The sequence below is a fragment of the Acinetobacter sp. ABJ_C1_1 genome (genome assembly GCF_044684115.1).
GTDB classification, from domain to species: Bacteria; Pseudomonadota; Gammaproteobacteria; order Pseudomonadales; family Moraxellaceae; genus Acinetobacter; species Acinetobacter nosocomialis_A.
In genome coordinates this window covers 1-5546 of record NZ_JBITPU010000034.1, presented here as the reverse complement: position 1 = coordinate 5546, position 5546 = coordinate 1, and the positions used below count along the sequence as shown (strand labels likewise).

The 5546-nt window shown below is 48.7% G+C and carries 2 tRNA genes and 3 rRNA genes; all 5 read left to right on the top strand.

The annotated features are described in order from the left end of the window. The first annotated feature begins 174 nt into the window (after window positions 1-174). Window positions 175-1712: ribosomal RNA gene (locus tag ACG59Z_RS18695) — 16S ribosomal RNA — on the top strand. Window positions 1713-1771: 59 nt separating this feature from the next. Beyond that, a tRNA-Ile gene (locus ACG59Z_RS18690) sits at window positions 1772-1848 on the top strand. Between the two features lie 55 nt (window positions 1849-1903). Further along, a tRNA-Ala gene (locus ACG59Z_RS18685) sits at window positions 1904-1979 on the top strand. A 340-nt stretch (window positions 1980-2319) separates the two neighbouring features. Beyond that, window positions 2320-5211 (top strand): 23S ribosomal RNA (locus ACG59Z_RS18680). Window positions 5212-5389: 178 nt separating this feature from the next. Further along, a 5S ribosomal RNA gene (gene rrf, locus ACG59Z_RS18675) occupies window positions 5390-5504 on the top strand. The 16S, 23S and 5S rRNA genes sit together here with 2 tRNA genes alongside, the layout of an rRNA operon. The last annotated feature ends 42 nt before the right edge of the window (window positions 5505-5546 follow it).

The following is a 5546-nucleotide window of genomic DNA, read 5'->3' as shown; positions in this document are numbered from 1 at the left end:
ATCATTAAGAGAATTGAAGAACAACTTGTGTGGATTTTTACTGATTGATTAATCGAAATAATTTTCATTGATTGATTGGTTTAAATTACTCGAAGTTTATTTGAGCGAAATTTAAGTCAGTAATTGATGAGCCAGAATTGGCACCTTGTCTTTAAATAAGGTGCAAAATGATTTTAACTGAAGAGTTTGATCATGGCTCAGATTGAACGCTGGCGGCAGGCTTAACACATGCAAGTCGAGCGGGGAAAGGTAGCTTGCTACCGGACCTAGCGGCGGACGGGTGAGTAATGCTTAGGAATCTGCCTATTAGTGGGGGACAACATCTCGAAAGGGATGCTAATACCGCATACGTCCTACGGGAGAAAGCAGGGGATCTTCGGACCTTGCGCTAATAGATGAGCCTAAGTCGGATTAGCTAGTTGGTGGGGTAAAGGCCTACCAAGGCGACGATCTGTAGCGGGTCTGAGAGGATGATCCGCCACACTGGGACTGAGACACGGCCCAGACTCCTACGGGAGGCAGCAGTGGGGAATATTGGACAATGGGCGCAAGCCTGATCCAGCCATGCCGCGTGTGTGAAGAAGGCCTTATGGTTGTAAAGCACTTTAAGCGAGGAGGAGGCTACTTTAGTTAATACCTAGAGATAGTGGACGTTACTCGCAGAATAAGCACCGGCTAACTCTGTGCCAGCAGCCGCGGTAATACAGAGGGTGCAAGCGTTAATCGGATTTACTGGGCGTAAAGCGCGCGTAGGCGGCTAATTAAGTCAAATGTGAAATCCCCGAGCTTAACTTGGGAATTGCATTCGATACTGGTTAGCTAGAGTGTGGGAGAGGATGGTAGAATTCCAGGTGTAGCGGTGAAATGCGTAGAGATCTGGAGGAATACCGATGGCGAAGGCAGCCATCTGGCCTAACACTGACGCTGAGGTGCGAAAGCATGGGGAGCAAACAGGATTAGATACCCTGGTAGTCCATGCCGTAAACGATGTCTACTAGCCGTTGGGGCCTTTGAGGCTTTAGTGGCGCAGCTAACGCGATAAGTAGACCGCCTGGGGAGTACGGTCGCAAGACTAAAACTCAAATGAATTGACGGGGGCCCGCACAAGCGGTGGAGCATGTGGTTTAATTCGATGCAACGCGAAGAACCTTACCTGGCCTTGACATAGTAAGAACTTTCCAGAGATGGATTGGTGCCTTCGGGAACTTACATACAGGTGCTGCATGGCTGTCGTCAGCTCGTGTCGTGAGATGTTGGGTTAAGTCCCGCAACGAGCGCAACCCTTTTCCTTATTTGCCAGCGAGTAATGTCGGGAACTTTAAGGATACTGCCAGTGACAAACTGGAGGAAGGCGGGGACGACGTCAAGTCATCATGGCCCTTACGGCCAGGGCTACACACGTGCTACAATGGTCGGTACAAAGGGTTGCTACACAGCGATGTGATGCTAATCTCAAAAAGCCGATCGTAGTCCGGATTGGAGTCTGCAACTCGACTCCATGAAGTCGGAATCGCTAGTAATCGCGGATCAGAATGCCGCGGTGAATACGTTCCCGGGCCTTGTACACACCGCCCGTCACACCATGGGAGTTTGTTGCACCAGAAGTAGCTAGCCTAACTGCAAAGAGGGCGGTTACCACGGTGTGGCCGATGACTGGGGTGAAGTCGTAACAAGGTAGCCGTAGGGGAACCTGCGGCTGGATCACCTCCTTAACGAAAGATTGACGATTGGTAAGAATCCACAACAAGTTGTTCTTCATAGATGTATCTGAGGGTCTGTAGCTCAGTTGGTTAGAGCACACGCTTGATAAGCGTGGGGTCACAAGTTCAAGTCTTGTCAGACCCACCATGACTTTGACTGGTTGAAGTTATAGATAAAAGATACATGACTGATGATGTAAGCTGGGGACTTAGCTTAGTTGGTAGAGCGCCTGCTTTGCACGCAGGAGGTCAGGAGTTCGACTCTCCTAGTCTCCACCAGAACTTAAGATAAGTTCGGATTACAGAAATTAGTAAATAGAGATTTAGATCTTGGTTTATTAACTTCTGTGATTTAAGTATCACGGTATTAAGCATGACCTGACGAAGGCGTGTTTATTCATTAACAGATTGGCAAAATTGAGTCTGAAATAAATTGTTCACTCAAGAGTTTAGATTAAGCAATTAATCTAGATGAATTGAGAACTAGCAAATTAACTGAATCAAGCGTTTTGGTATATGAATTTAGATTGAAGCTGTACAGTGTTTAAGTACACAGTACTCTAAACTGAAATGTTGAAGTTACTAACTTGTAGGTAACATCGACTGTTTGGGGTTGTATAGTCAAGTAATTAAGTGCATGTGGTGGATGCCTTGGCAGTCAGAGGCGATGAAAGACGTGATAGCCTGCGAAAAGCTCCGGGGAGGCGGCAAATATCCTGTGATCCGGAGATGTCTGAATGGGGGAACCCACCTACTTTAAGGTAGGTATTGCAACATGAATACATAGTGTTGCAAGGCGAACGAGGGGAAGTGAAACATCTCAGTACCCTTAGGAAAAGAAATCAATTGAGATTCCCTCAGTAGCGGCGAGCGAACGGGGATCAGCCCATTAAGTTATGTGTGTTTTAGTGGAACGCTCTGGGAAGTGCGAACGTAGAGGGTGATATTCCCGTACACGAAAGGGCACACATAATGATGACGAGTAGGGCGAGGCACGTGAAACCTTGTCTGAATATGGGGGGACCATCCTCCAAGGCTAAATACTCCTGACTGACCGATAGTGAACCAGTACCGTGAGGGAAAGGCGAAAAGAACCCCTGTGAGGGGAGTGAAATAGATCCTGAAACCGCATGCATACAAGCAGTGGGAGCACCTTCGTGGTGTGACTGCGTACCTTTTGTATAATGGGTCAGCGACTTATATTCAGTAGCGAGGTTAACCGTATAGGGGAGCCGTAGAGAAATCGAGTCTTAATAGGGCGTTTAGTTGCTGGGTATAGACCCGAAACCAGGCGATCTATCCATGAGCAGGTTGAAGGTTGGGTAACACTAACTGGAGGACCGAACCCACTGTCGTTGAAAAGCCAGGGGATGACTTGTGGATAGGGGTGAAAGGCTAATCAAGCCTGGTGATAGCTGGTTCTCCCCGAAAGCTATTTAGGTAGCGCCTCGGACGAATACCATAGGGGGTAGAGCACTGTTTCGGCTAGGGGGTCATCCCGACTTACCAAACCGATGCAAACTCCGAATACCTATGAGTACTATCCGGGAGACAGACTGCGGGTGCTAACGTCCGTAGTCAAGAGGAAAACAATCCAGACCGCCAGCTAAGGCCCCAAAATCATAGTTAAGTGGGAAACGATGTGGGAAGGCATAGACAGCTAGGAGGTTGGCTTAGAAGCAGCCACCCTTTAAAGAAAGCGTAATAGCTCACTAGTCGAGTCGGCCTGCGCGGAAGATGTAACGGGGCTAAAACTATGTGCCGAAGCTGCGGATTTGACATTAGTCAAGTGGTAGGGGAGCGTTCTGTAAGCCGATGAAGGTGTATTGAGAAGTATGCTGGAGGTATCAGAAGTGCGAATGCTGACGTGAGTAACGACAAAACGGGTGAAAAACCCGTTCGCCGAAAGACCAAGGGTTCCAGTCCAACGTTAATCGGGGCTGGGTGAGTCGACCCCTAAGGCGAGGCCGAAAGGCGTAGTCGATGGGAAATTGGTTAATATTCCAATACTTCTGTGTAATGCGATGAGAGGACGGAGAAGGTTAAGTCAGCCTGGCGTTGGTTGTCCAGGTGGAAGGATGTAGGTATGTATCTTAGGCAAATCCGGGGTACTCTATACTGAGATCCGATAGCAAGCTGTACTTGTACAGTGAAGTGGCTGATACCATGCTTCCAGGAAAAGTCTCTAAGCTTCAGTTACACAGGAATCGTACCCGAAACCGACACAGGTGGTCAGGTCGAGTAGACCAAGGCGCTTGAGAGAACTCTGCTGAAGGAACTAGGCAAAATGGTACCGTAACTTCGGGAGAAGGTACGCTGTTGTTGGTGATGGAACTTGCTTCCTGAGCTGATGACAGCCGCAGAAACCAGGCCGCTGCAACTGTTTATTAAAAACATAGCACTCTGCAAACACGAAAGTGGACGTATAGGGTGTGATGCCTGCCCGGTGCTGGAAGGTTAATTGATGGGGTTAGCGTAAGCGAAGCTCTTGATCGAAGCCCCAGTAAACGGCGGCCGTAACTATAACGGTCCTAAGGTAGCGAAATTCCTTGTCGGGTAAGTTCCGACCTGCACGAATGGCATAATGATGGCGGCGCTGTCTCCAGCAGAGGCTCAGTGAAATCGAAATCGCTGTGAAGATGCAGTGTACCCGCGGCTAGACGGAAAGACCCCGTGAACCTTTACTGCAGCTTGACACTGAACTTTGACCTTACTTGTGTAGGATAGGTGGGAGGCTTTGAAGTTGGAACGCTAGTTCCAATGGAGCCGTCCTTGAAATACCACCCTGGTAATGTTGAGGTTCTAACTCTGTCCCGTTATCCGGGACGAGGACCGTGTCTGGTGGGTAGTTTGACTGGGGCGGTCTCCTCCTAAAGAGTAACGGAGGAGTACGAAGGTGCGCTCAGCGTGGTCGGAAATCACGCGTAGAGTATAAAGGCAAAAGCGCGCTTAACTGCGAGACCCACAAGTCGAGCAGGTACGAAAGTAGGTCTTAGTGATCCGGTGGTTCTGTATGGAAGGGCCATCGCTCAACGGATAAAAGGTACTCTGGGGATAACAGGCTGATACCGCCCAAGAGTTCATATCGACGGCGGTGTTTGGCACCTCGATGTCGGCTCATCTCATCCTGGGGCTGAAGCAGGTCCCAAGGGTATGGCTGTTCGCCATTTAAAGAGGTACGCGAGCTGGGTTTAGAACGTCGTGAGACAGTTCGGTCCCTATCTACCGTGGGCGCTGGAAATTTGAGAGGATCTGCTCCTAGTACGAGAGGACCAGAGTGGACGAACCTCTGGTGTACCGGTTGTGACGCCAGTCGCATCGCCGGGTAGCTATGTTCGGAAGGGATAACCGCTGAAAGCATCTAAGCGGGAAGCCTACCTCAAGATAAGATTTCCCTAGGACTTTATGTCCTCTAAAGAGCCGTTCGAGACTAGGACGTTGATAGGTTGGATGTGGAAGCATAGTGATATGTGAAGCTGACCAATACTAATTGCTCGTGAGGCTTGACTATACAACACCCAAGCAGTTGTATATAAAGCATCAATCGATTCATAAATCGACAAAGAAACTTGATTTAGTTATTCCACTAGATAAAATGAACAAATCAGATTCAATCAGCCCAATCTGTAAAGATTTGGAAAACGCTTCGGCAGTCAATAAGACCAAAGCAAGTATCCATAAACAGTTGTGCTGGCGACCATAGCAAGAGTGAACCACCTGATCCCTTCCCGAACTCAGAAGTGAAACCTCTTAGCGCTGATGGTAGTGTGGGGTTACCCATGTGAGAGTAAGTCATCGCCAGCTCATTATTCTAAACACCCCGGTCTCGAAAGAGATTGGGGTGTT